The 26074-nt window shown below is 71.4% G+C and carries 18 protein-coding genes and 1 pseudogene; 15 read left to right on the forward strand and 4 right to left on the reverse strand.

The window, feature by feature from the left end:
- Nucleotides 1-7 precede the first annotated feature (7 nt).
- A complete protein-coding gene (locus ABZ899_RS15980) occupies nucleotides 8-2875 on the forward strand; it encodes a DEAD/DEAH box helicase (RefSeq protein ID WP_361345941.1) in 2868 nt (955 codons plus the stop codon).
- Nucleotides 2872-4209 (forward strand): SWF or SNF family helicase, encoded by a 1338-nt coding sequence (locus ABZ899_RS15985; RefSeq protein WP_361345943.1) that lies wholly within the window; start codon nucleotides 2872-2874, stop codon nucleotides 4207-4209. Before ABZ899_RS15980 ends, ABZ899_RS15985 begins: the two co-directional genes overlap by 4 nt.
- Here ABZ899_RS15985 and ABZ899_RS15990 read toward each other — a convergent pair whose 3' ends face one another.
- Together ABZ899_RS15990 and xylA are read right to left on the reverse strand one after the other, a co-directional pair.
- On the reverse strand, nucleotides 4210-4650 hold the full coding sequence (locus ABZ899_RS15990) for a hypothetical protein (RefSeq protein ID WP_361345945.1): 441 nt from the start codon (nucleotides 4648-4650) through the stop codon (nucleotides 4210-4212).
- Between the two features lie 187 nt (nucleotides 4651-4837).
- The gene (gene xylA, locus ABZ899_RS15995) at nucleotides 4838-6004 is read right to left on the reverse strand and encodes a xylose isomerase (RefSeq protein ID WP_361345947.1); all 1167 of its coding nucleotides are present in this window, start codon (nucleotides 6002-6004) and stop codon (nucleotides 4838-4840) included.
- Between the two features lie 200 nt (nucleotides 6005-6204).
- Here xylA and xylB point away from each other — a divergent pair, with 200 nt between their 5' ends.
- The 10 genes from xylB (at nucleotide 6205) to ABZ899_RS16045 (ending at nucleotide 20013) form a co-directional block, all read left to right on the forward strand.
- A complete protein-coding gene (xylB, locus tag ABZ899_RS16000; RefSeq protein WP_361345949.1) occupies nucleotides 6205-7650 on the forward strand; it encodes a xylulokinase in 1446 nt (481 codons plus the stop codon).
- Between the two features lie 13 nt (nucleotides 7651-7663).
- Nucleotides 7664-8872, forward strand: a complete 1209-nt coding sequence (locus tag ABZ899_RS16005; RefSeq protein ID WP_361345951.1) for an ROK family transcriptional regulator — start codon at nucleotides 7664-7666, stop codon at nucleotides 8870-8872.
- Between the two features lie 219 nt (nucleotides 8873-9091).
- A complete protein-coding gene (locus tag ABZ899_RS16010; RefSeq protein WP_361345952.1) occupies nucleotides 9092-9691 on the forward strand; it encodes an N-acetylmuramoyl-L-alanine amidase in 600 nt (199 codons plus the stop codon).
- A 117-nt stretch (nucleotides 9692-9808) separates the two neighbouring features.
- Complete coding sequence (locus tag ABZ899_RS16015) at nucleotides 9809-11086, forward strand: GAF domain-containing protein (protein WP_361345954.1); 1278 nt, start codon at nucleotides 9809-9811, stop codon at nucleotides 11084-11086.
- Nucleotides 11087-11198: 112 nt separating this feature from the next.
- On the forward strand, nucleotides 11199-12722 hold the full coding sequence (gene adh / locus ABZ899_RS16020; RefSeq protein ID WP_361345956.1) for an aldehyde dehydrogenase: 1524 nt from the start codon (nucleotides 11199-11201) through the stop codon (nucleotides 12720-12722).
- Nucleotides 12723-12912: 190 nt separating this feature from the next.
- Nucleotides 12913-13791, forward strand: coding sequence for a hypothetical protein (locus tag ABZ899_RS16025; protein ID WP_361345958.1), 879 nt, complete (start codon nucleotides 12913-12915; stop codon nucleotides 13789-13791).
- Nucleotides 13792-14384: 593 nt separating this feature from the next.
- Entirely contained in the window at nucleotides 14385-15479 is a 1095-nt protein-coding gene (locus ABZ899_RS16030) for a UDP-glucuronic acid decarboxylase family protein (RefSeq protein ID WP_361345960.1), read from the forward strand.
- 99 nt (nucleotides 15480-15578) lie between these two features.
- Nucleotides 15579-17468 (forward strand): glycosyltransferase, encoded by a 1890-nt coding sequence (locus ABZ899_RS16035; RefSeq protein WP_361345962.1) that lies wholly within the window; start codon nucleotides 15579-15581, stop codon nucleotides 17466-17468.
- A 38-nt stretch (nucleotides 17469-17506) separates the two neighbouring features.
- Nucleotides 17507-18529 carry a UDP-glucose 4-epimerase GalE gene (gene galE, locus ABZ899_RS16040; RefSeq protein WP_361345964.1) on the forward strand — a complete coding sequence of 341 codons (1023 nt, stop codon included), beginning with the start codon at nucleotides 17507-17509 and terminating at the stop codon, nucleotides 18527-18529.
- A gap of 47 nt (nucleotides 18530-18576) precedes the next feature.
- Entirely contained in the window at nucleotides 18577-20013 is a 1437-nt protein-coding gene (locus ABZ899_RS16045) for a UDP-glucose/GDP-mannose dehydrogenase family protein (RefSeq protein WP_361345966.1), read from the forward strand.
- Nucleotides 20014-20260: 247 nt separating this feature from the next.
- Here the strand turns inward: ABZ899_RS16045 and ABZ899_RS16050 are convergent, their stop codons facing one another.
- Together ABZ899_RS16050 and ABZ899_RS16055 are read right to left on the reverse strand one after the other, a co-directional pair.
- The gene (locus tag ABZ899_RS16050) at nucleotides 20261-21811 is read right to left on the reverse strand and encodes a right-handed parallel beta-helix repeat-containing protein (protein WP_361345968.1); all 1551 of its coding nucleotides are present in this window, start codon (nucleotides 21809-21811) and stop codon (nucleotides 20261-20263) included.
- Nucleotides 21812-22440: 629 nt separating this feature from the next.
- Nucleotides 22441-22581, reverse strand: a pseudogene (locus ABZ899_RS16055) (IS5/IS1182 family transposase); the annotation flags it as partial.
- Between the two features lie 124 nt (nucleotides 22582-22705).
- Between ABZ899_RS16055 and ABZ899_RS16060 the strand changes: the two are divergent.
- From ABZ899_RS16060 to ABZ899_RS16070, 3 genes are all read left to right on the forward strand, one after another.
- The gene (locus ABZ899_RS16060; RefSeq protein ID WP_361345970.1) at nucleotides 22706-23653 is read left to right on the forward strand and encodes a phosphotransferase; all 948 of its coding nucleotides are present in this window, start codon (nucleotides 22706-22708) and stop codon (nucleotides 23651-23653) included.
- Between the two features lie 261 nt (nucleotides 23654-23914).
- Complete coding sequence (locus ABZ899_RS16065) at nucleotides 23915-24319, forward strand: FKBP-type peptidyl-prolyl cis-trans isomerase (protein WP_361345972.1); 405 nt, start codon at nucleotides 23915-23917, stop codon at nucleotides 24317-24319.
- A 201-nt stretch (nucleotides 24320-24520) separates the two neighbouring features.
- Nucleotides 24521-25744, forward strand: a complete 1224-nt coding sequence (locus tag ABZ899_RS16070) for a metallophosphoesterase (protein ID WP_361345973.1) — start codon at nucleotides 24521-24523, stop codon at nucleotides 25742-25744.
- Nucleotides 25745-26074 lie beyond the last annotated feature (330 nt).

Raw genomic sequence — 26074 nt, forward strand, 5'->3', positions numbered from 1 at the left:
CTCAGTCGTGCCGACGCTTCCCGAGGCAAAGGCGACGTCATCCGACCTCCCCGATCCGTCGTCCTGCAACATCGTCTTCCTCCCGGGCGCTCCCGCCCGCGCGGGTCGCGTCGCCTTCTGGCGGACCGGCGGCGGCACCGTACCCCGCCTCCCGCACGGAAGCGTCGAGGAGCTGTCCGTGGTCGTACCCGGTGAGGACGGCGTGGAGCCGGCGAAGGTGCCGGCCCTGCTGCTTCCCGTCCGTGCCGCGCTGCCCGTGCTCACACGCGCGCGTACGTCACCGCGGGCCGGCCGGGCCGGCGTGTTCTGGGGCACGGCGACCGTCCTGGCTCTGCACGTCGTGGCCCGCGGTCTGCTGCTGCCCGGCCTCTCGGCCGAGGACCACGACGCCTGGCGGGCGGGGCCGCTGCACCCCGAGGACGTCGAACGCGTCCGTCTCCTCGCGGCCGCGATGCCGCCCGAGGCGCACGCGGTGCCGCTGCCCGGTCAGGAACCGCTGAGGCTGCCGGACCCCGAGCACCTGGTCCGGGCCTTCCTGGACGCGGTCGCCGACGCGCTGCCGCGCTCCCCCGCGGCGCCGCTCGTCACCGGCGGTCCCGCGTACGCGGACACGCCACCGCAGCACCTGCCGGGGCTCAGCGCCTGGGCCGCCGACGTCGCGGCCGGCCACGACGCGGGCGTACGGCTCTCCCTGCGAGTGGAGTTCACCGGTGCCGACGCGACGGACAACGCGTCCGAGGACCCCCCGGCGCCGTCCTTCCGAGCCGTGCTCCAGGTGCACGGCGTGAGCGATCCGACGCTGGTCGCGGACGCGGTGGAGGTGTGGAACGGGTCCGCCGTGTTCGAGCCCCGCGCGCGTATGGACACGCTGCTGGCACTGCGCCGCGCCGCCCGGGTCTGGGCTCCTCTGTCGCCGCTGCTGTCCGCGGCCGTCCCGGACGCCGTCGACCTCGCCGACGACGAGGTGACGGACCTGCTGCGGGACGGCGCCCACCGGCTGTCGGGGATCGGCGTCGAGGTGCACTGGCCGAAGGGCCTCGCCCGTGAGCTGACCACCGGCGCGGTGATCGGCCCGTCGGACGGCACGGCCCGGGCAGGCGCGCTCACCTCCGGCGCACCGTCGTTCCTGTCCTCCGACGCGCTGCTCTCCTTCGACTGGTCGTTCGCCCTGGGCGACCAGCGGCTCACGCGCGAGGAACTGGACCGCCTCGCCGAGGCGAGCCGCCCCGTCGTGCGTCTGCGCGACCAATGGGTCCTCGTCGATCCTCGGGACGTGCGGCGAGCCCACGCGCGCCAGAGCCGCGATCTGGCGCCCATCGACGCGCTCGGCGCGGCCCTCACCGGGTCGATCGAGGTCGACGGCCGCCAGGTGGAGGTGCGCTCCACAGGCTGGCTGACCGCGCTGCGGGAACGCCTCGCGGACCCCGAAGGCCAGGAGCAGGTGGACCAGCCGTCCGCCCTCGCCGCCACGTTGCGCGACTACCAGCGGCGGGGCCTGAGCTGGCTGGCCCGGATGACGTCCCTGGGACTCGGTTGCTGCCTGGCGGACGACATGGGTCTGGGCAAGACGATCACATTGATCGCGCTGCATCTGCACCGGCAGGGCGACCCGGCGTCGGCGGGACCGACGCTGGTGGTCTGCCCTGCGTCCCTGATGGGCAACTGGCAGCGCGAGATCGAGAAGTTCGCGCCCGGCACGCGCGTGCGCCGCTTCCACGGTGCGCGGCGCGACCTCGCCTCCGTGACGGAGGGCGAGTTCGTGCTCACCACGTACGGCACGATGCGTCAGGACGCGCCCAGGCTCGCGACGCTCCCCTGGGGCATGGTCGTCGCCGACGAGGCCCAGCACGTGAAGAACCCGTACTCGGCGACCGCGCGGGCGTTGCGTTCCATCGGCGCACGCGCGCGTGTGGCGCTCACGGGCACCCCGGTCGAGAACAATCTCTCGGAGTTGTGGGCGATCCTCGACTGGACGACACCGGGTCTGCTGGGCCACCTCGGCACGTTCCGCGGACGGTACGCCGACGCGGTCGAGGGCGGTCAGGACCCGGCGGCCGGGGAACGCCTCAGCCGCCTGGTGCGGCCCTTCCTGCTGCGCCGCCGCAAGTCCGACCCGGGGATCGCGCCGGAGCTCCCGCCGAAGACGGAGACGGATCGCACGGTGTCGCTCACCGCGGAGCAGGCGGGCCTGTACGAGGCCGTGGTCCGGGAGGCCCTCGCGGCGATCGCCGGTGCCGACGACATGGCGAGGCGCGGTGCGATCGTGAAGCTGCTGACGGGTCTGAAGCAGATCTGCAATCACCCGGCGCAGTACCTCAAGGAGGAACGGCCGCGGATCGCCGGACGGTCCGGGAAGCTGGAGCTGCTCGACGAGTTGCTGGACACCATCCTCGCGGAGGAGGCGAGCGTGCTGGTCTTCACCCAGTACGTCGGGATGGGACGCCTGATCGAGCGGCACCTGGCGGCTCGGGGCATCGCCTCACAGTTCCTGCACGGCGGTACGGCTCTGGCCGAGCGCGAGCGCATGGTGCGGCGCTTCCAGGACGGTGACATGCCCGTCTTCTTGCTGTCGCTGAAGGCCGCCGGCACCGGGCTGAACCTCACACGCGCCGAGCACGTCGTGCACTACGACCGCTGGTGGAACCCGGCGGTGGAGGCTCAGGCCACCGACCGCGCGTACCGCATCGGCCAGACCCGGCCGGTACAGGTGCACCGGCTGATCACGGAGGGCACCGCCGAGGACCGCATCGCCGGCATGCTCAGCCGCAAACAGGCGCTGGCGGACGCCGTGCTCGGCGCGGGTGAGGCGGCCCTGACGGAGCTCACGGACGCGGAGCTGGCCGATCTGGTGGAACTGCGAAGGGGCATCCGATGACCGGGCACGAGGACGCAACGGCCGGGCGCGGCACCGACGTGGAGCGCACCTTCGCCGCGTTCCCTCCCGCGCGTGGGAGGGGGTTCGCCGTCACCTGGTGGGGGCAGGCCTGGCTGACGGCGCTGGAGGAGTCCGCACTCGACCTCCAGCAGCTCAAGGCGGGGCGCAGGCTCGCGCGGGCGGGCGCGGTCGGTGCCGTGTCGGTTCGGCCCGGGCGCATCACGGCCATGGTGCGGGGCCGCGACCGGGCGGTGCACCGGGCGGACGTCCTGGTGGAGCCGCTGACGGAGCGCCAGTGGGGCCGTTTCCTGGACATGACGGTGGAACGGGCGGGTCACGTGGCGGCCCTGCTGGACCGGGAGATGCCCCCGCACCTGGTGGAGGACGCCTCGGTCACGGGGATCGACCTGCTGCCCGGAATGGGCGACCTGGAACCCGAGTGCGCCTGCGACGCCTGGGACCACTGCGAGCACACGGCCGCCCTGTGCTATCAGGTGGCACGGCTGCTGGACGAGGATCCCTTCGTCCTGTTCCTGATGCGCGGGCGCGGTCAACGGGTCCTCCTGGCCGATCTCCAGGCCCGCGGCGACACGGCCTCCACCGGCGAGGTGCGGGACTCCTCCGCCTCCCGCGCGCGGCCAGGAGTGGACGCCGCCGAGGCGTACGCGACCGGCGACGTCCTGCCGCCGCTGCCCGCCCTGCCCGGACTGCCCGGGCACCCGGGGGTGCCGCCCTCACTGGACACCGGGACCGCGCCGGACGCGGACGTCGACCCCGAGGCCCTGGAGGTCCTGGCCGCCGCGACGGCCGTCGAGGCGCACCGCCTGCTCGCGGAGGCGCTTCGGGACACCCCGCGAAGCCCGGCCGCGGCCCCGGAATCGACGCTCGCCCAGGACGCGGTACGCCTGGCCGCGGGCACCTCGGACACACGCGTGACCGAGCGGCTGGCCGACGGTTCGGGGCGTGGGCGCGACGGGCTGGGCGTGGCCGTACGCGCGTGGCGGCTCGGTGGTGAGGCCGCCCTGTGCGTGCTCGACGAGAAGTGGCGGGTGGAGGGCGAGACACTGGCACGCGCGTGTACCGCCCTGGAGGCCGCGTGGGACGAGGACGAACGGCCGCCGCTGCGGCGCGATGGGAACCGGTGGACCGTGGACGGCTCCAACGGTCAGCTGCGCCTGGGAAGGGACGGACGCTGGTGGCCCTACCGGGAGGAGGCGGGCCGATGGGTGCCCGCGGGAGCGCCCGCGCGTGATCCGGCGACGGCACTGGCCGCCGCCGAACCCGACGGCGTCGCTCACCAGCCCGACGGCACCCGGGCGAGCGAGGGCACCTGACTACGGCAACGCGTCCTCCAGGGACGGCAGGAGCGATTCCAGACCGCTCGGGAACCCGCTCGGCAGATCGGTCGGGAAGCCGCTCGGCAGATCGGTCGGGAAGCCTGACGGGAGCGAGGTGGGCAGCTCGCTGGGCAACTGGCTCGGGATGCTCAGCGACGGCCGTGGCGAGGTGTTGGTACTGGTGCCGGACGGCGAGCCGTCATCGGGTGTGTCGTCGCCGTTCCCCGTGACCAGCAGGACGGCCCCCACCACGGCGGCGACGGCGAGCACGGCGACGAGCAGGACGACGAGCGGATTGCGTGGGCGCCTGGGACCGCCGCCACCGTACGGGGGCGGACCGCCGCTGCCGTAGCCGTCGGCGGGCGGGTCGAAACCGCCCGGTGGGGTGTGACCGGGAGGCGGTCCTGGCGGCTGAGGGGGTACGGGTGGCGTGGCCATACCGTCAAGGGTGGCAACGCGACGGCTGATCCGCGACCCCTGTAAGGGAGTTGGGACCGCTCCGGGCCACGGATCTCATGGTTCCGGAACAATCCGCTCGGTGCGTGGCCGCGTCCGGACGGCCACCCCGGCATCGTGTGCGCACCGCCTGTCGGGGGACCGGCGGTGCGCACACACGTGCGCGTGGTCAGCCGCGGGCGCTCAGCAGATGGTCCATCGCGAGCTGGTCGAGGCGTTCGAAGGCCATCCCGCGCGCGGCGGCCGCGTCGACGTCGAACTCCTCGAAGGCGGCACGGTCGGCGAGCAGGCCCTTGATGCCGTCCGCCGCCGTCGGCTGGGCGAGCTCGTCCAGACGGGCGGCGCGCAGGGCCTCCTGGACCTCCGGGTCGGCGCGGAACGCCGTGGCGCGCTCCTTGAGGATCAGGTAGTTGCGCATGCAGCCCGCGGCCGACGCCCACACGCCGTCGAGGTCCTCGGTGCGCGGCGGTTTGAAGTCGAAGTGCCGGGGACCGGTGTAACCGGCGCTCTCCAGGAGGTCGACCAGCCAGAAGGCCGAGCGCAGGTCGCCGGCGCCGAAGCGCAGGTCCTGGTCGTACTTGATGCCGGACTGGCCGTTGAGGTCGATGTGGAACAGCTTGCCCGCCCACAGCGCCTGGGCGATGCCGTGCGGGAAGTTGAGCCCGGCCATCTGCTCGTGGCCGACCTCGGGGTTGACGCCGTACAGCTCGGGGCGCTCCAGGCGCTCGATGAACGCCAGCGCGTGACCGACGGTGGGCAGCAGGATGTCGCCGCGCGGCTCGTTCGGCTTGGGCTCGATGGCGAACTTGAGGTCGTAGCCCTGGGAGGTGACGTACTCGCCGAGGAGGTCGAACGCCTCCTTCATGCGGTCGAGCGCGTTCCGCACGTCCTTGGCGGCACCGGACTCGGCGCCCTCGCGGCCGCCCCAGGCGACGTAGGTCTCGGCACCGAGCTCCACGGCCAGGTCGATGTTGCGGATCGTCTTGCGGAGGGCGTAGCGGCGCACGTCGCGGTCGTTGGCCGTGAAGGCGCCGTCCTTGAAGACGGGGTGGGTGAAGAGGTTGGTCGTCGCCATGGGCACCTTCATGCCGGTGGCGTCGAGGGCCTCGCGGAAGCGCTTGATGTGCGCCTCGCGCTCGGTGTCCGAGGACCCGAAGGGGATCAGGTCGTCGTCGTGGAAGGTGACGCCGTGGGCGCCGAGCTCGGCCAGACGCCGCACCGTCTCGACGGGGTCGAGGGCACCGCGGGTGGCATCGCCGAACGGGTCCCGTCCCTGCCAGCCGACGGTCCACAAACCGAAGGTGAACCTGTCCTCGGGGGTGGGCTGGTAGCTCATGACGCGGCTCCTTGCTTACAGACGACTGCTTGAACGACTCGCTACGACTATTTCGTCATGGCGGTTTACAAATTAGTATGCGAACGCGTCCCTGGGAAGGGACACGATGTCCCCGAAAGGGCCGGATCCGGGTCGCCACACGCCGGACAGCCACAAAGCAGCAGGTCAGAGCCGCAGAGCCGCGGAAAAGGGAGAGCCCGATGTCAGCAGCCGAGGGTCCGCTCGTCGTCGGCGTGGACACGTCCACCCAGTCCACCAAGGCGCTGGTCGTCGACGTGTCGACCGGGCGGGTCGTCGCGAGCGGCCAGGCGCCGCACACCGTCACCTCGGGTGCGGGCCGGGAGAGCGACCCCCGCCAGTGGTACGACGCGCTGTGCGAGGCCCTGCGTCAGTGCGGTGAGCCCGCGCGCGAGGCGGCCGCCGTGTCGATCGGCGGTCAGCAGCACGGCCTGGTCACGCTGGACGAGCGGGGCGAGCCGGTGCGTCCGGCCCTGCTGTGGAACGACGTGCGCTCGGCGCCGCAGGCCGAACGCCTGACGAATGAACTGGGCGGCGCGAAGTTCTGGGCGGACCGGACCGGCTCCGTCCCGGCGGCCTCGTTCACGGTGACGAAGTGGGCGTGGCTCGCCGAGCACGAGCCGGAGTCGGTGCGTGCCACCCGGGCCGTGCGCCTGCCCCACGACTACCTCACCGAACGCCTGACGGGCCAGGGCACCACCGACCGGGGCGACGTCTCCGGCACGGGCTGGTGGGCCTCGCAGACGGAGACGTACGACGCCCAGATCCTGGAGCACGTCGGGCTCGACCCGGCGCTGCTGCCGCGCGTGGTGCGGCCCGGCGAGGTCGCGGGCACCGTGCGCGACAGCCACGACCTGCCCTTCTCCAAGGGCACCCTGGTGGCGCCCGGCACCGGTGACAACGCGGCGGCGGCGCTGGGACTCGGCCTGCTCCCCGGCGCGCCCGTCCTGAGCCTCGGCACGTCGGGCACCGTGTACGCCGTGTCGCGGCGGCGTCCGGCGGACCCCACGGGCACGGTGGCGGGCTTCGCCGACGCGCACGGCGGCTGGCTGCCGCTGGCCTGCACGCTGAACTGCACGCTCGCGGTCGACAGGCTCGCCGCCCTGCTGGGCCGCGACCGGGAAGCCGTGGAACCGGTCTCGGGCCTCACCTTCCTGCCCTTCCTGGACGGCGAACGCACGCCGAACCTGCCGCACGCGTCGGGCGTGCTGCACGGCCTGCGCCACGACACGACCGGCGGCCAGCTCCTCCAGGCGGCCTACGACGGTGCCGTGCACGCGCTGCTGGGCGCCCTGGACCTGGTGCTGGACGAGGACGCGGACCGTTCGGCACCGCTGCTGCTGATCGGCGGGGGCGCCCGGGGCACGGCCTGGCAGCAGACCGTCCGCCGGCTCTCGGGACGCCCGGTCCAGGTGCCCGAGGCCAAGGAGCTGGTCGCCCTGGGTGCCGCCGCCCAGGCGGCCGGGCTGCTGACCGGCGAGGACCCGGCCGCGGTCGCCCGGCGCTGGAACACCTCGCGCGGGCCGGTGCTGGACGCCGTGGAGCGGGACGACGAGACGCTGGCCCGGATCAGCGGGGTACTCTCCGACGCGGCCCCGCTGCTGGAGCGGAGCCCCGAGGCGCACTGAGGAAGACGGAGGCATGACCGCACCGCTGCACGAGGCCAACCCGGCGGGCGCCGGGCGCGCGCTGCCCGACACCCAGCAGGGCATGCGCCGCCGCAATCTCGCCCGGGTGATGCACACGGTCAGCGCCGGCGGACCGCTCTCGCGCGCGGCCGTGGCCTCCCGGATCGGGCTGACCCGCGCGGCGGTCTCCACACTGGTCGACGAGCTGATCCGCTCGGGTCTGCTGGAGGAGCTGGGCCCCGAGCGACCCGGGCGGGTCGGCCGTCCCGGGTCGGCCCTCGCGGTCAGCGCCCACGGGCCGGCCGGGATCGGCGCGGAGGTCGGCGTGGACCATCTCGCCGTCTGCGCCGTCGACCTGCGCGGCGAGGTACGGGCCCGGGCCGTGCGCCATACCGCGAACCGGGGCCGGGCCGCCGAGCCGGTGCTCGCCGAACTCGGCGAACTCGTGGACCGGGTCGTCGCGGAGGCGGGCCGCGAAGGGCTGTGGCCGGCCGGTCTGGCCGTGGCCGTGCCGGGTCTGGTGGCCCGCGACGCCCGGACCGTCGTCCGCGCCCCGAACCTCGACTGGCGGGACCTCGACCTGGGCGACCTGCTCACCACCGACCTCCCCCTCACGGTGGGCAACGAGGCCAACTTCGGCGCCCTCGCCGAACTGTGGCTGGGCGACGACACACCGCAGGACTTCCTGCACGTGTCGGCGGAGATCGGCATCGGCGCCGCGGTCGTCGTGGACGGATCACTGCTGCACGGGACGCGCGGATTCGCGGGCGAGCTGGGGCACATGCCCGTCCAGCCCGAGGGACCCGCGTGCCCCTGCGGTGGGCGGGGCTGCCTCGAGCAGTACGCGGGTGAGGAGGCGGTGCTGCGCGCGGCCGGGCTGGAGCCGGGAGAGGACCGGGTCGGGCTGCTGGCGGAACGGGCCGCCGACGGGGACGAGGCCGTGCGGGGCGCGCTGCGCGAGGCGGGCACGGCGCTCGGCATCGCGCTGACGGGCGCCGTCAATCTGCTCGACCCCCGCACGGTGGTGCTCGGCGGCGCCCTGGCCGCACTCGCGCCATGGCTCCTGCCGTCACTGGAGTCAGAACTGGACCGGCGGACCGCGGGCCCCGCCTGTCCCGTGTCCGTGTCCCGGCTGGGTCCCGAGGGTCCTCTGCTGGGAGCCGCGCACGCGGTCGTGCGGGCGGTGCTGGACGACCCGGCCTCGGTGGCCCAGCGGGCCTGATCCCGGCCCAGGCGGGCCGAGTTCACTCACGTGAGTGAGCGAGTTGTCCACAACTCCCGGGCGGTCCACGGAAATACGGCCGGCCCTTCTGCCTGCTGGTTCGGGGCGTACCTTGATTCACATGCCGTCCGCACCAGCCCGGCCCCGGCCCCGGCCGGCGTCGGTCCCCTCCGCCCCTCCCTCGGTCCACCTCTCCTTCTCTGAAAGGCGGTTCACGTCGTGGAGCGTCTACGCACCCACCTCAGCAGACGTCACGTCCTGCGGGGGACCGCACTCGCCGCCGTCCCCTACGTCCTACTTCCCGAGCCGCGAGCCGGTGCGCGTGTTCCCGGACCTGACCAGCCGTCCGCCGAGTGGCGGCCGGCTGACGGGGGCACCTACACCGTCGCGCACCCGGGGACGGCCCGCGCGATCGACCGGGTGATCATCCACATGACACAGACCATGTACCGCAAAACTCTGTTCCTCTTCGAGGCCGGGCGGAAGAAGGTGTCCGCGCACTACGTCGTCCGGTCCGCCGACGGGCACACCTCGCAGTGTGTCCGCGAGTCCGACATCGCCTGGCACGCGGGGAACTGGCAGTACAACGAGCGCAGTATCGGCATCGAGCACGAGGGGTGGGTGGACGAGCCGTCCTACTTCACCGACGTGATGTACGAGAGCTCCGCCCGGCTCACCGCCGCGATCTGCGCCCGGCACGGGATACCCAGGGACCGCACGCACATCATCGGGCACCACGAGGTGCCGGGCAGCGACCACACCGACCCCGGGCCGTACTGGGACTGGGCCCGCTACATACGGCTGGTCAAGGCCGCCTGAGAGCTCGTGCGGCCGGGTCACCGGGACATCGATCGAGTGAGCACCGTCGAAGAGGTTGTCGGCGCGCCTACCCGGCGTGACGATGTCCCCAGCCGCATCGCCGTCCGGGAGGCCGAAGTGTCCGATCCGTGGGTGGCCCTGGAGCCGGGGACCGACCCCGCCGAACATGTCCGAGTGCTGCGTCGCGCCCATGAGACCTTCACCGCGGTGGGCACCGTGCCCAGGCCGGTGCGTGCCGTGGTGGCGGACTCGTGGCGGCGCTCCGCGCGGGCCGGGGTCGGACCGGACGGCACGGCGAGCGTGGAGCTGGTGGACGGCGATCTCGGCGCCTACCGGGCGGAGCATCCGCTGGCACGGGTGATGCCGTTGTTCCGGGAGCTGATGGGCACGTTCGCCGCCGACGGCGAGCATCTGCTGGCGGTGTGCGACGCGCACGGCAGGCTGCTGTGGGTCGAGGGGCATCCGGCGACCCGGCGCAAGGCGGACCGGATGAACTTCGTGCCGGGTGCGCGCTGGGCGGAGACCGCCGTGGGGACGAACGCGCCGGGGACGGCGGTCGCCGTCGGCCGTCCGGTGCAGGTGTTCGCGGCGGAGCACTTCATCCGCCGGGTGCAGCCGTGGACGTGCGCGGCGGCGCCGGTGCACGATCCGCGTACCGGGCGGGTCCTCGGAGCAGTGGACATCACGGGTGGGGACGGGCTCGCGCATCCGCACAGCCTCGGCTTCGTGCAGGCGGTCGCGCGGGCGGCGGAATCGCATCTGGCGCTGCTCGGCCCCCAGGACGACCCGGTCGGCGCGCCCGAACTGACCGCGCTGGGGCGGGACGAGGCGCAGCTCCTGGTCGCCGGTCGCAGGATCAGGCTCAGCCGGCGGCACAGCGAGATCGTGGTGCTGCTGGCACGGCACCCGGAGGGGCTGACCGGTGACGAGCTGCTGTGCGCCCTGTACGAGGACGAGTCGGTGACGCCGGTGACCCTGCGCGCCGAACTGGCCCGGCTGCGCCGGACGTTGGGACCGTCGCTGCTGGGTTCGCGGCCCTACCGGCTGATGGTGCCGCTGGAGTCGGACGTGGCGGTCGTCGAACGCCGGCTGGAGGCGGGCGCGGTCACGGCCGCGGCGACGGCGTACGCCGGTCCGCTGCTGCCGGGCTCGCAGGCACCGGCGGTGGTTCGGCTCAGGCGCCGCCTGTCCGACGGTCTGCGGACGGCGCTGATCGCCCGCCGCGACCCGGACCTGCTGGCCGACTGGGCGCACGCGCCGTGGGGCGAGGACGACCTGGACGTATGGCGGGCACTGGCGGCGGTCCGGCCGACACCGGCCGTACGGTCGCGACTGGCCGCGCTGGAGCGCGAACTGACCGCCGGACCGGCACGGGAGCACCGTTCGCCGTGGTGAGCGGCGCCGTGGGCGCGGCCGGGCACGCAACCTGGTTGCAACCTCGCCGCTCCTAGCCTCGCGGTGCGAGCTGCCCGACGGCGGGCAGCGCTTCACCAGGAGGCAGAGCAAGATGACCCGTTACGCGGCGCCCGGCACCGACGGCGCGATCGTCTCCTACCAGGCGCGTTACGACCACTTCATCGGCGGTGAGTACGTGCCGCCGAGCCGGGGGCAGTACTTCGAGAACCCGTCGCCGGTGACCGGTCAGCCGTTCACCGAGATCTCGCGGGGCACGGCGGAGGACGTGGAGCGGGCCCTCGACGCGGCGCACGCGGCCGCTCCGGCGTGGGGCCGTACCTCGGTCGCCGAGCGGGCCGGGATCCTGCTGAAGATCGCCGATCGTATGGAGGCCAACCTGGAGCGGCTGGCCGTCGCCGAGAGCTGGGAGAACGGCAAGCCGGTGCGGGAGACGCTGGCGGCCGACATCCCGCTGGCCATCGACCACTTCCGCTACTTCGCGGGCACGATCCGGGCGCAGGAGGGGACGCTCGGCGAAGTGGACGACGACACGGTGGCGTACCACTTCCACGAGCCGCTGGGCGTGGTCGCGCAGATCATCCCGTGGAACTTCCCCATCCTGATGGCCACGTGGAAGCTGGCGCCGGCGCTGGCCGCGGGCAACGCGGTGGTGCTCAAGCCGGCCGAGCAGACCCCGGCGTCCATCCACTACTGGCTCAGCCTGGTCGCCGATCTGCTGCCGCCCGGCGTGCTGAACATCGTCAACGGCTTCGGCGTGGAGGCGGGCAAGCCGCTGGCCTCCAGCCCCCGGGTGGCCAAGGTGGCGTTCACCGGCGAGACCACCACCGGCCGGCTGATCATGCAGTACGCCTCGGAGAACATCACGCCGGTGACCCTGGAACTCGGCGGCAAGTCCCCGAACATCTTCTTCGACGACGTCTGGTCGGCCGCCGACGACTTCCGGGACAAGGCGCTCGAGGGCTTCACGATGTTCGCCCTCAACCAGGGCGAGGTCTGCACCTGCCCGTCCCGGGCCCTGGTGCAGCGCGGCGCGTACGCGGAGTTCATGGAGGCCGCGGTCGCGCGGACGGAACAGATCAAGACCGGTCACCCGCTGGACACGGACACGATGATCGGCGCGCAGGCGTCCAACGACCAGTTGGAGAAGATCCTCTCCTATCTCGACATCGGCCGGCAGGAGGGTGCGAAGGTTCTCACGGGTGGTGAACGCCTCGAGCACGAGGGCGAGTTGAAGGGCGGCTACTACGTCCAGCCGACCATCTTCGAGGGCGACAACCGCATGCGGATCTTCCAGGAGGAGATCTTCGGGCCGGTCGTGTCGGTGACGTCGTTCGACGACTTCGACGACGCCATCAAGATCGCCAACGACACGCTGTACGGTCTCGGGGCGGGCGTGTGGACCCGGGATGTCAACACCGCGTACCGCGCGGGCCGGGCCATCCAGGCGGGCCGCGTGTGGACGAACTGCTACCACGCGTATCCGGCACATGCCGCATTCGGGGGCTACAAGGGCTCCGGGATCGGCCGTGAGACGCACAAGATGATGCTGGAGCACTACCAGCAGACGAAGAACCTGCTGGTGTCGTATTCGCCGCAGAAGCTGGGGTTCTTCTAGAAAGGTGAAGCCGGCTGCCTGGGCAGAACACTCTCCTGCCCAGGCAGCCCTGCCCGTCTTCGGGCCGGGCGACACGCGCTCCGGGGGTGCCCGCGCGGCGGGACGGACTCGGGGATCCTGGCGGGGACCGAAGCCAGTTCCGCGCCCCGGGGGGTGTGTCGTCGACGGATCCGCCTGCGCCCTGTTGGGTGTGTACAAGGGGTTCGGCGCCGAGGCCGTCGCCGCGACGGTGCGGCACGAGGATCTACTGGGCAGGCCCGTCGAAATCGGCAACGACTACCTGCCGCACAATGGTTGGGCGGAGTTCGATCCGGTGAGGATGTGCCGGTATCAGCTCGATCCGTGGCACACATGGCGGGACGAACGCCCGGGCTCGGCGTTCGTGTACGGGGTTCCGCCGCTGGTCGAAGGTTTCGAGGGAGCGTTCGCGCGGGGAGTGGCGGGTGAGTTCGACGCCGCGTACGGGCGGGCGGCGCGGGCACTGGTGGAGTCGGGGCACGGTGACGCGATCGTCCGACTCGGCTGGGAGCCGAACAACCGGGCCATCGGCCCGTGGCAGGCGACGGACGACCCGGCGGGCTACGCCGCTCTGTTCCGGCACGTCGTCGACGTGTTCCGCGCGACGCCCGGGTCGTGCTTCACGTTCGAGCTGTCGAGCTCACTCGGGGTGCAGACGGGCCGGCGGCTGCGCGCCTTCGCCGACTATTATCCGGGGGACGGGTACGTCGACTGGCTGGGCATGAACGCCTACGACCTCAAGTGGGGCGACCCAACGGTGTCCCCGGACGACCGCTGGTCGTGGATGCGGTCCCAGGAATTGGGCCTCGACGCCCACGTGGCCTTCGTTCGCGCGCGGGGGAAACGCAATGTGTGCTCCGAATGGGGTCTGTATCGCCGCGGGAACGTTTTCGCGGGCGGCGGAGACAACCCGTACTACGTCGATCGGATGGTCGAGTATTTCTCCTGGGGCGAGGTCGCGTACCAGTCGTACTTCGACCACGACTGGGGCGGCGGCACACTGGCGGAGTTCGCCGCGGGGCGGGCCGCTTACTTGGGGTGGTTCGGGTGACCCCGCCCGGGCGAACCACGCTGGGCGGTGCCGCGATTCCTGGACGAGGTCAGGCCGGCAATAGGCGGGCAATGGCCGCCGGCCGGGCATTCCACCGGACAGTCGCTCGGGCGGCCCCCAAGGGCGGGTGATGACGTCGGGGTCCGAATAGGCGTGCCCCGCTGGAGCCCACGGCGCTGCCACCGAGACGGGCGGCGAGCCCCAGGGTGACGCGGCCGACCAATCCGTCGCCACGCCCTGCGGGCCTGGTACGCGGCAACAGGAACCGACACACCCAGGACACTCGTGCGCACACATGGATACCGATCAGGCGTACGCGGCCCAACTCACACCTGCGTGTGACCCTGGGAAATTACGCCCTTCGAAAGCGGGATCAATCCCGGACCGGGCAGTGACCCCGTGCGCTCCCTCGCACGGCACCCGCCACACAGCCCAGCGACCCATCTACCTCCGCAAGTATGGGCATATATACCGATATGCTTATCCTACGTTTCGAGGCAGCTCCGTTTGTCGGTTCATCCGGTCATCCGCCATTCGCCTGTCCGAGCGAGCGGGGCACGAGGTCATTTCACTTCTCATTCATGGAGAAAGACATGCGCGTTGTCGTGACCGGTGGCGGTGGTTTTCTTGGATCACACCTGTGCGAGGCGCTCTTGCAGCGCGGCGACTCCGTGGTGTGCCTGGACAATTTCTCGTCGGGCGACCCCGCGAACATCGCACATCTCCTGTCCAACCCGGCCTTCGACTTCCAGCACGCCGATGTGAGCGTGTCCGTGGAGGTCGCCGGCCGCGTCGACGCCGTCGCCCACTTGGCCTCCCCCGCCTCCCCGCCCGACTACCTGCGACATCCGCTGGAGACCCTCACGGTCGGCAGCCGTGGCACCGAGAACGCGCTGCGCCTGGCTCTGCTTCATGACGCCCGCTTCATCCTCGCGTCGACGAGCGAGATCTACGGCGATCCCCTGGTTCACCCACAGGAGGAGACGTACTGGGGCAACGTCAACTCCATCGGCCCGCGCAGCGTCTACGACGAGGCGAAACGATACGCCGAGGCAGTCTCGGCCGCGTACCGCCGCACGCACTGCCTCAACGTCGGCATCGCACGGATCTTCAACACCTACGGCCCGCGGATGCGGCCGCACGACGGCCGTGTGGTGTCCAGCTTCATCACCCAGGCTCTGACCGGTGCACCGCTCACCATCTACGGCGACGGCAAGCAGACCCGCAGCTTCTGCTTCGTGGACGACCTGATCCGTGGTCTCGTCGCCCTCCTCGACTCCTCCGAGATGGGCCCGTTCAACCTTGGCAACCCGGTCGAACGCACTGTCTCCGAACTCGCCGCGATCGTACTGGCGATGACCGGCTCATCCTCCGAGGTGGACTTCCACCCTCTGCCGGTCGACGACCCGGTCCGCCGCCGCCCGGTGATCACCCGAGCCCGCGAGGTGCTGGGCTGGGAGCCGGAGATCGACATCACGGAGGGCCTGCGTCGAACCGTCGCGTACTTCGGCGCCCGCCCCGACCGGCTCGGCTCGTCGGCCGCGGCGATCCGCGGCTGCCAGAGCGAGACGGTCCCGTCGGCCTCAGTGACGGCCGCGGCTGACGCGTCGCGGACGGTCCCCGGCCTGGTGGCCGTCCCTATCGGTGTGGCGGCCACCGCACCCGAGCCGTCCACATCGAGAGCCTGAGCCCCGCGCCCCGGCCGGGTGGTCCCCGGCCCCGCCGCCGCCCGTCCCCTCCCCCACACCCCACGGCCCGATGTCGCCCAACCTGGAGAACTTGCTGCCATGACGTCGTTGGAGCAAGGTCCCGCCCCTGGGACCGCCACCGTCAAGGACCCACCGCTCCCCTCCCATGCTCCGGGATCACCGGAGGCGTGGCATGCGCTGGGCGATGAGATCCGAGCCCTGTCGAACGGTGCAGTGGCCTCCATTGGAGCGAACGGGCCCGTCCTCGCGATGCCGGCGCGCCGGCTCGCCCCCCTACCCTCCAGTTTCGTGCGGGCGTTCTCGCGCTTCGATCGCTTCCTTGTCGTGCTGCTGTCCCTCGGTTGGGCGGCCTGCCTGGCGTGGTTCTGGGTCTGGTGGCTCCAGCCGTCCCATCGCATCGGCTGGCCGGGGGTGGTCATCAACAGCGCTCTCCTGCTGTACCTCACCTACCTGCCGATGCACTTCCTCATCGCGCTGATTCGTATGCGCCGCTTCGACCCGGCCCGTCCGGTGCCAGCGCTCCGCACCGCGTTCGTGGTCACGCGCGCCCCGTCCGAGGGCTGGGACATCGCCCGCTCCACCCTGGAGGCAATGCTCGACCAGGACTTCCCGCACGCCTACGACGTGTGGCTGTGCGACGAGGACCCCACCAAGGAAATCGCCGACTGGTGCCGGGCACACGGTGTCAGCGTCTCCTGCCGGAGGGGCCGTATCGACTACCACCGGGCCGACTGGCCGCGGCGCACGCGCTGCAAGGAGGGCAACCTCGCATTCTTCTACGACCACTGGGGCTACGCTCACTACGACGTGGTCGCCCAGCTCGACTGCGACCACGTTCCGGGCCCCCGGTACCTCGCCGAGGTCGTCCGTCCTTTCTCCGACCCGGCCATCGGCTACGTCGCGGCCCCCAGCATCTGCGACTCCAACACCGACGAATCATGGGCGGCCCGCGGCAGGCTGCAGCGCGAGGCAATGTTCCACGGGCCCATCCAACTGGGCCACTCCGCCGGCCTGGCCCCCGTGTGCATCGGCTCGCACTACGCCGTCCGCACCCAGGCGCTGCGGGAGATCGGCGGTCTCGGCCCGGAGCTCGCCGAGGACTTCTCTACCACCTTCCTGCTCAGCTCGGCCGGCTGGCAGGGCGCGTTCGCGATCGACGCGGACGCTCACGGCGAGGGGCCTCTCACCTTCGGCGCGATGATCACCCAGGAGTTCCAGTGGTCCCGCAGCCTGGGCGTGATGCTTCTGACCATGCTGCCGCGGCACCTTGGCCGGATGTCCGTCACACTGCGGATGCGCTTCTGCGCGGCGCTGATGTACTACCCGCTCCTCGCCGTGGCCACCGTCATGGGCATCCTGTTGCCGCCGATCGCCGCGATCAGCGGCGCCCCCTGGATCAACGTCAACTATTTCGAGTTTCTGGTGCACTTCTGGAGCATGTCGGTCTGGCTGATCCTGCTGACGCTGCTCTGCCGCCGCCGTGGCCTGCTGCGCCCCAAGGAAGCCGCGATCTTCAGCTGGGAGGTCTGGCTCTTCGGGCTCTCCCGCTGGCCCTACGTCGCGTGGGGCGTGCTGGCCGCGGTGACGCAGAAGCTGCGACCCCGTCAGATCACGTTCAAGGTGACGCCGAAGAAGCGCGACGGCCTGGAGCCGCTCCCGCTGCGCGCCGTCTCCCCGTACCTGCTGATCACGACGTTCCTCTCAGGTTCGGCTCTGCTCGGCCAGTTCACCGGCCCGGCCGTCGGCTATGTCTTCCTCTGCATCCTCGGCTCCGCCTCGTACACCGCCGTGACGCTCGCGATCGGCGGGCTGCACGTCAAGGAGATGGCGCGCGCGACCGGTGTCTCCGCCTTCCGCGCGCTTCGCACGGCTGCGCTTCCGCTCGTAGCCGGTCTGATGTCTCTGCTTCCCCTGGCGCTCGCCGTCGCCGTCTTCCCTGTCTACTTCACCGGCTTCTACACCTGGTGACTGCCGCCGCGACGGCCGATCGAGAAATGAGGTTTCCCGTGCCCCAGACGGTCCTGGTCACCGGCGGCGCCGGTTTCATCGGCAGCCACACCTGTGTCGAACTTCTCCGCTCCGGCCACGAGGTCGTCGTACTCGACGACCACTCCAACAGCTCTCCCGAGGCCCTCGAACGCGTCGCGAAGATCGCGGGCCGCCCGATCGCCGGTACCCACATCGCTGACGTGCGTGACCGACGCTCCCTGGACGCCGTCTTCGCGCACCACCCGATCGACGCGGTGATTCACTTCGCCGCCAAGAAGGCCGTCGGCGAGTCGGTGCAGATCCCCCTCACTTACTACGACATCAACGTCGGCGGCACCGTCGCCCTGGTCTCGGCGATGCACGACCACGGGGTGCACCGACTGGTGTTCTCGTCGTCCTGCTCGGTCTACGGCGACGCGACGATCGTCCCGCTGACCGAGGAGTCCCCGACCGCGCCGACGAACCCGTACGCCACCACGAAGTGGACCTGTGAACGAATCCTCGCGGACCTGTGCCGTCATCTGCCCGACCTACGGGTCCTGGCGCTGCGGTACTTCAACCCGACGGGCGCCCACCCCACCGGGCTGCTCGGCGAGGACCCGCGCGGCGTGCCGAACAACCTCATGCCTTTCCTCACCCAGATCGCCATGGGCCGCCGCGCCGAGCTCAGCATCTTCGGCGACGACTACCCGACACCCGACGGCACCGGGGTGCGCGACTACGTCCACGTCGTCGACGTCGCCGACGGACACCGCGTGGCCCTCGACCACATCGACGACGAACCCGGTATGCGGGTCTTCAACCTCGGCACCGGGCGCGGCGCCTCCGTCCTTGAGCTCGTGCGCGCCTTCGAGGAAGCCTCGGGTAGGCCGATCCCGCACCGCGTCATCGAGCGCCGGCCCGGCGATGTCGCGGAACTCGTCGCCGATCCGGCGAAGATTGCAGGGGCCTGGGGCTGGAGCGCGCGGCGCGACCTGGCCGCGATGTGCCGCGACGCGTGGAACTTCCAGCAGCACAACCCGTACGGCTACGTCCACTGACACGTTCCGCCCCGCTCCCCAGCTTCCCCCAGACAGGAGAACAACGCATGCGGTTGACCGTCATCGGTACGGGATACCTCGGAGCTGTGCACGCCGCGTGCATGGCCGGCGTCGGACACGACGTACTCGGCGTCGATGTCGACGCCGAGAAGGTCATGTCCCTCGCAAAAGGCCGACCACCTTTCTACGAACCGGGTTTCGAAGATGTTCTGACCCAGGCGCTCGCCACCGGGCGCCTGCGCTTCAGCACCAGCCTGCGCGACGCGGCGGTGCACGGCGAGGTCCACTTCATCTGCGTGGGCACCCCCCAGCAGGCCGGCTCCCAGGCGGCCGACCTGCGGTACGTGGACGCCGTCGTCGACGGGATCGCCCCGCACCTGCCCGCATCGTGTCTGGTGGTCGGAAAGTCCACCGTCCCGGTGGGCACGACCGAGCGGCTTGCCAATCGCATCGCGGGACTCGCGCCGGTCGGAGTGCGGGCGGAAGTGGCGTGGAACCCGGAGTTCCTGCGCGAGGGCTTCGCGGTCGAGGACACGCTGCGGCCGGACCGTCTCGTCGTGGGCGTGACCAGCCCGGAGGCGGACGAGACACTGCGCCAGGTGTACGCCCCGATGCTGGAGGCGGGAGTCCCGTACATCAGCACCGACCCGAACACGGCCGAGTTGGTGAAGGTCGCGGCCAACTCCTTCCTCGCCACGAAGATCTCCTTCATCAACGCCATGGCCGAGGTCTGCGACGCCGCGGGCGCGGACGTGGTGACCCTCGCCGACGCCCTCGGCCACGACGCCCGGATCGGCCGCCAGTTCCTGAACGCCGGCCTGGGTTTCGGCGGAGGCTGCCTGCCCAAGGACATCCGGGCGTTCTCCGCCCGCGCACAGGAACTCGGCGTCGGTCCGGTGGTGGACTTCCTCGACCAGGTCGACGAGATCAACCAGCGCCAGCGGACCCGGACCGTCGCGCTCGCCCGCCAGATGGCCGGCGGCGACCTGACCGGCCGCAGGGTGACCGTCCTGGGCGCGACGTTCAAGCCGAACAGCGACGACGTGCGCGACTCACCGGCCTTGGCTGTCGCCACGGCGCTGCATCGGCAGGGCGCCGACGTCCGAGTCCACGACCCACAGGGCGCCGCAAACGCACAGCGCGCCCACTCGGAGCTGCGCTGCACCTCGGACCTGCTGACCGCTTGCGAGGGTGCTGAGATCGTCCTCCACCTCACCGAGTGGGGCCAGTACTGCGAGGTGGATCCGGCCAAGTTGGCCCGCGTAGTCCGCGAGCGGGTCCTCGTCGACGGGCGGAACGCCCTCCTCCACGACAAGTGGCGGGCTGCCGGCTGGACCGTCAGGGCGCTGGGCCGCCCCACGTCGTCGGCCCGGCAGTCGGACGCCAAGGCCAGGCAGCACCTGCGGGCCACGATCGCGTCCCCGGTAGCCGAGCTGGACCGCGCCGCCGCCATGGCCCCTGCGCAGCCGACCAGCGGGGCGTAGCCCCGCCTGTGGACACACCGGTTCTGGCCTGCGCTCACGGTCCTCGACCGTGAGCGCAGGCCAGAACCATGCCACAACCTGCACGCCCGCGGCGGTTCGCTTCGTTTCGAGCCGCGGTTCGCGCGGTGAGCCGGTTCTTCGCAGGCTGTCGGGCCACCCCGGTACGCGGAGTTGTCGCCGATGCCGTCGGCGGTCCACAGGCGGAGGGCGGCCGCCTCTGCGAATCTCGGTGGTCAGCGCGCTCGAGTCAGTCGGCAGTGCGCCTCTGCGCGGCGCCGACCGTCAGCGCCCGCGGGATCCGGTCGCCGAAGTAGTCGACGGGACCCACGCCGATGCCCAACGCCTGCGGCCCAAGACCGGCGAGCCCCTTGCTCTCGCACTGCGGCACCAGCTTCCGGGCTCCGGCCCCGTCGGTGATCGGGGCCTCCAGACCAGGAAGACAGGGGTCCTCGCTCGAGCCGACCGGCTCGCCGTCGAGTGTCTCCTGACGGGAGGCGGTGCGCCAGCCGCCCAGCCCTGTGAAGGACTGAGCGCCCCACTTCACCGACCAACGGCCGGTGCTGTAGTACACGTTGCCCTGGAGCCGAAGCGTGCCGGGGCGGTACGACGACTGCGCGGAGATCAAGGGGCCGCCGTCAGTGGCGAGGATGTTGTTGTGCACGCGCACGCCGCGCATGCCGTCGTGCAGCCTGAGCGCCGGAGGCCGGCTCCCCGCGGCCTCTGCGGAGGCCAGATTCTCCGTCCGCATCACAACGGTGTTGTGGTAAATATCCAAGTTCGCCATGCGGGTCCCGTAGGCGACGATGCCGCCGTACTCAGGCAGTTTCCGTGCGTCATCCCAGCTCATGTTGAAGCGGACGATGTTGTTCTTGTGGGCGCCGGTCGGCTGGCCGGAGTAGACGAGGAAGCCAGGCCCGTCGTTGCCGTACGCGAAGTTGTACTGCATGACCGAGAAGGACACGTTGTTGTCGAAACCGAATCCACCGCCGTCGACCCGTGAGCCCGTGCGGTTGCGGTACGACACGTTGTTCTCCAGGACCACGTGGGTGGAGTCGTACACCCAGATGCCCTCGGGGCCCTCCTCGGCGACCGCAGCGGAGGTAGAGCCGTTGTCGTGGGCCACCGAGCGCATGACCTTCGCGTCCCGGACGCTACCGAGTGTGACGCCGCTGCCGGTGTTGCGCTTGTCGCTCCGCGGGTCGCCGGTGTTGGAGTACGCCTTGACCCGCTCGATCCGGAGCCCCGCATGCGCGTAGGTAGGGTGGTCGGCTTCGAACTCGGGCCCATAGAAGACGAGCCCGCTCTCAAGATTGTGATGCACGGAGACATCGCTGATCCGCACGTCGCCGTAGCCGACGACAGCGTCCTTCTCCGCGCCGACGCTGATCCCGTTCTGGAAGCCTCTCGCCTCCACGTTCGTGATCCTGACATGGCGGAGTCGCCGGGTACCCGCGAGCCTGTTGCGGAAGGCGATCCCGACCCCCTCTCGCAGCGACCTGCGGTCGCCGATCAGCGAGAGGTTCCTGATCTGCACGCCGGCGGTGTCGCGCACGGTGATGCCGGACGTGCCGCGCGGCGCGATCGTGGCGCGGCCGGTGCCGTACGACTCGATCACCACCGGCTTCGTCGAACTGCCCGCCTCGCCCTCCTCCAGGGTGACGCTGCCCCGGAACCGCTCGCCGCCCTCGAGCCGGAGCCGGTCGCCCGGCCGGAAGCGCACGTCGTTGGCGTGGTCGAGGGTCCTCCAGGGCTTCTCCGGCGAGAGGCCGTCGTTCTCATCGTCGCCGTCGGGGCTCACGTAGAAGGTGTACGGGCCGCCGGACGCAGGGCGAGCCGGCCGGTAGATCCCCTGCACGTCGCACCCTGTCAGCAGCAGGAGCGCTGCGACCGAGACTCCTGCGGCACTCCTCGTCGCCCGGCTCCGCTTCACCGCGTTCAAGCGCACCCCTTAGGGACGTTCCCGTGTCACATCAAGCCCACAACGGACCAGACTGCCAGAAACAGTGCATACGAAACGTCGTCGGCAATGCAGCATCCGAGTCACGTGGCGCCGTCATTCGTTCCGGTGATCCACTCGATCCGGCCCATCCGCCGGCTCTGGACATCCGAGCCGGCCGCCTGATCCTTCTCGAGGGCTCGCCGACGAGTCACGGAACCGCTGTAGCCCTACGGCTCCCAGAACAAGCATGGTCACTCGTCTCCCCAAGATCCGGGCCATTCCCGGACCACCTTGCCCACCAGCGACGCGAGTGCCCCCGTTTCCGCTGGTCAGCACGGCGCCACCCCTGTACCACCAGCAGACGAAGAACCTCCTGGTGTCGTACTCGCCGAAGAAGCTCGGCTTCTTCTAGACGCAGAGAAAGGGCGCCTGATCAGGGCAGACGCCTGGCAGGCACCCTTTTCGGCGCACGTCTGAGCAGCGAGTCGTCAGAGGTCCTGACAAAGACCTTGGACGTGTCGGTGTGCGATGAGGCAGGTCGCGGGACCGAGGAGGGCTTCGTGAATGTCGTCGCGTCGTTCCCACCGGACGCGACGGCGTCGGAGTCCATGGAGCCGGGCAAGGGTGCGTGGCGCCCGGCAGCGCTCCGTCACCGGGTGTGGCGCGGGCGAGGGGCCTACCGTGGGAGATGGTCCCGGTGTCGGCCCCGCCGACCGGCCGGTGGTTCACGCCGGGGGCGGAAGGAGGCACGAGATGTCCGATGCGACACGGGACACCACGGCCCGGCGTGTGCGGCATTTCGTCGACGCCGGATATCCCGACGCCGGGCCCGTCGAGGAGGCGGTGGAGGGAGCCGTCTACCGACTCGGGGACGGAACGGTGGCCAAGGTGTGGGAGCGCCGACGGGGATCCGAACTGCGACGGATGCAGCGTTTCTACGCCGATGCGTCGGCCCACCTGCCGTTCGGCGCCCCGGAGATCCTCGCCGTCGAGGACATCGACGGTGTCCCGATGACCGTGGAGCGGGAGCCGACCGGCGAGCCCTTGGCGGGCAAGATCCGCAGCGACGACCCGGACGAGGTGCTGCCCGAAGCGGTCGACTGCCTGGTCGGCGTGCTGCGCGCCCTCGCGGACAGCCATGACGTCGACGAGGTCAAGCATCTTCCTGTGCTGGACGAGGAACGCCCGCTGTGGGAAGGCCACACCACTTTCGGATCCGCCCTGGCGGACCTGGTGGACCGGCGGGTCAGCCGGTGCGCGGAGCGGCTCTCCACGCAAGTCCGAGACTTCGACGACACGCGCGCCCGGCTGCTTCGGAAGCTGCGCTCGCTGCCCCGTACCGACGAGGCGGTCGTCCACGGTGACGTCTTCCCGGAGACCGTGCTGGTGGACGACGACCTGCGGCCGCTCGCCCTCGTGGACTACGGCTTCCTGTCCACGGGCGGGGACCCCCGGTTCGACGCCGCCGTGGCCGCGGCCATCTTCCCTGCGGGCACCGAGCACGCCCCGGAGATCACCCGGCAGCTCACCACGCGGTTCGCCGACGAGTTCGGCTACGCGGTCGACGACCTCCTGCTGTACCGGGCCGCCTATGCGATGGCCACGAGCGACGCCTTCGCGCCGGGCGGCGGTGACGAGCACTTCGACTGGTGCGTCACCGTGCTCGAGGACCCGGCCGTCGCCGAGTCCCTGCACCGGTGACCCACCGCGGGCAGCCGGTCAGCACGGGTGAGTGGCTGTTCAGGTTCGCCGACTCGGCCGTCGCCCCGTGCCGGCGATCACCGTGTGACCCGCGCGTGCCGGTCGCGTTCTTCGGTCGTGCGAAAGATCATCACGTGCGGCCACCGGATCTGGTGTGCTTCGGGATCGGCGTCGTCGGTAGCGTGACCATCTGCTGCGCCGACGGTCCAGGTGTCCGACTGGTCCGAGCGACGGCTTCCGGTCGATGGTGATGAGGCTGCGATGAGTGAACTGACGAAGCCCGAGGTCGACGTTCCGGAGGGTGACGCTCCTACCGAGCTGACCATCCGGGACCTGGTCGTCGGGGACGGGGCTGAGGTGAAGCCGGGCATGGTGGTCAGAGTCCACTACGTCGGGGTGACATTCGAGTCCGGGAAGGAGTTCGATGCCTCCTGGGACCGCGGTGAGCCGTTCAAGTTCGCCCTGGGCAGTGGCAAGGTCATCAAGGGCTGGGACCGGGGAGTGAGGGGGATGAAGGTCGGCGGTCGGCGCGAGATCATCGTTCCCCCGCGTCTCGGCTACGGCAATCAGTCGCCTTCGCCGTTGATCCCGGCGGGCTCGACCCTGGTCTTCGTGGTGGACCTGCTGGACTCGTATTCCCGCACAACCGGGTGGAGCAACGCCTAGTGACCCTCCTCCCCTGCGGCGTCCTGCGTCGTCCGCCGGGGTGGGCACCGCCGTGCTCCTCGCTGTCGCTCCTGCTTCCTCCTCCGCGGCGTCCGAACGGTTCGGCGACAGGCCCCGTCGACCACCGCCCGGCTCGCCCAGGGCCGCCTCGCGTCCCACGGGATACAGTGCGCGGGACGGCAGCCCGGTGGGAGGGGACGCGTGACCGACACCAGCAACACCCGATCCGCCGACGGTGAGGCGCCCGCCCCGAAGCCGAGGCGCCTGCTGCACCGCGTGTTGCGCTACCTCCCCGCGATCGCCCCCGTCCTGCTGTGGGCCGTGCCGTGCGTCGTGCTTCTGCACACCGGCCAGCACTGGTCGCTGCCCGTCACCCTCGTCGGCACCGCCCTGTTCCTGCTCGGTCTCGCCGCCATGCCGGTCGCCATGGCGCGCGGTCACGGGCGGCGTCAGCAGGACCGCGCCGCCATCGTCGGCGACACGCTGCTGGGCGGCAGCTGGGTGCTGTTCACCTGGTCGCTTCTGCTCGGCGTGCCGCTGCGGATCGTTCTGGCCGTGACCGGCGTCGGCGACGGACAGGACCGGGCCCGGCTCGTCACCTGCGCCGTCCTCGGCGTCACCGCCGCCCTGCTCGCCTGGGGGTACGCCGAGGCCCGGCGCGTGCCCCGCGTGCGGCGGGTCGAGGTTCACCTGCCCCGGCTGGGCGCCGGGTTGAACGGCCTGCGGGTCGCTCTCATCACCGACACCCACTACGGCCCCCTCGACCGCGCCCGCTGGTCCGCGCGGGTCTGCGACACGGTGAACGGCCTCGAAGCCGACCTGGTCTGCCACACCGGCGACATCGCGGACGGCACCGCCGCCCGCCGCCGTGCCCAGGCGGCCCCGCTCGGCACCGTGCGGGCGGCCCGGGCCAAGGTGTACGTCACCGGCAACCACGAGTACTACAGCGAGGCCCAGGGCTGGGTCGATCTGATGGACGAGCTGGGCTGGGAGCCGCTGCGCAACCGCCATCTGCTGCTCGAACGCGGCGGCGACACCCTCGTGGTCGCGGGGGTGGACGACGTGACCGCCGAGTCGTCCGGCCTGGCCGGCCACCGTGCCGACGTGGCCGCGGCTCTGGAGGGCGCCGACCCCGGTCTGCCCGTCCTGCTGCTGGCGCACCAGCCGAAGTTCGTGGACCGGGCGGCGGCCGCCGGTGTCGACCTCCAGCTCTCGGGGCACACGCACGGCGGTCAGATCTGGCCCTTCCACCACCTGGTCCGGCTCGACCAGCCCGCCCTCGCCGGTCTCAGCCGGCACGGCACCCGCACCCACCTGTACACGAGTCGCGGCACCGGCTTCTGGGGCCCGCCCTTCCGGCTCTTCGCCCCCAGCGAGATCACCCTGCTCGTGCTCCGCTCCCCGGACCCGGCCGCCTCGGCGTAGCGCGCGGTGTCACAGGGGCGCCGGTCCCCGGTGCTCCGTCAGCATCCGCACGTGGAGACGGGCTTCGGCCCATTCCTGCGGGGCCGGGCAGCATGTCGCCCTGTAATACCTCCCCCGACAGCCCCCGTTCCTGGAGCGCCTCGCGCAACACGAGCTCGAAGGGCGTGTGCTGGGCCAGGCGTTCAGGTGACGCAGGATCACCCGCTCCCAAGGGCCCCACGAGACAGGGCCGTTCGGCGGCGGACGGACACCGGTCAGCGGTCTCGGCTGCTCTGGCCCCGGAAAATGCGGCAGCCAGGCGGCCGGCTGACGCCGGCCGCCTGGCTGATT

It is taken from the genome of Streptomyces sp. NPDC046859 (assembly GCF_040645135.1).
GTDB lineage: Bacteria > Actinomycetota > Actinomycetes > Streptomycetales > Streptomycetaceae > Streptomyces.